We start from the raw sequence: 248 nt of genomic DNA, 5'->3' as shown, positions 1-248 counted from the left end.
CCTTTAGCTTGGTAGAAGCGGTGTTAGTAATTATTGTCACGGCGATCATCGGCTTGGCATCAGAACTAGCCACCGTTCAGCCGGTGGTAATTGTCTCGGTTCTCGTCATGGCTGGCATCTCGCTATTACTATGGGCCGTGAGTTTTAAGCAATCCAAGGAAACTGGCGCCACTGAAGTTGTCCTCACAGGCGAAAAGCCGACCACTTAAAAAAGAAAGACGTGCCGAAACCCGGCACGTCTTTCTCAG

General features: G+C 50.4%; 1 protein-coding gene. It reads left to right on the top strand.

The features are described from left to right. Positions 1 to 209, top strand: a 209-nt coding sequence (locus R0J87_RS23170) for a hypothetical protein (RefSeq protein ID WP_498889305.1), incomplete at its 5' end; no start/stop codon positions are given. Between the last annotated feature and the right edge of the window lie 39 nt (positions 210 to 248).

The sequence above is a fragment of the Halomonas sp. SIMBA_159 genome (genome assembly GCF_046536035.1).
In the GTDB taxonomy this organism is placed as follows: Bacteria; Pseudomonadota; Gammaproteobacteria; order Pseudomonadales; family Halomonadaceae; genus Vreelandella; species Vreelandella venusta_A.
Note: the sequence above shows the minus strand (reverse complement) of the source record. Positions and strands in the feature narration are given on the sequence as shown.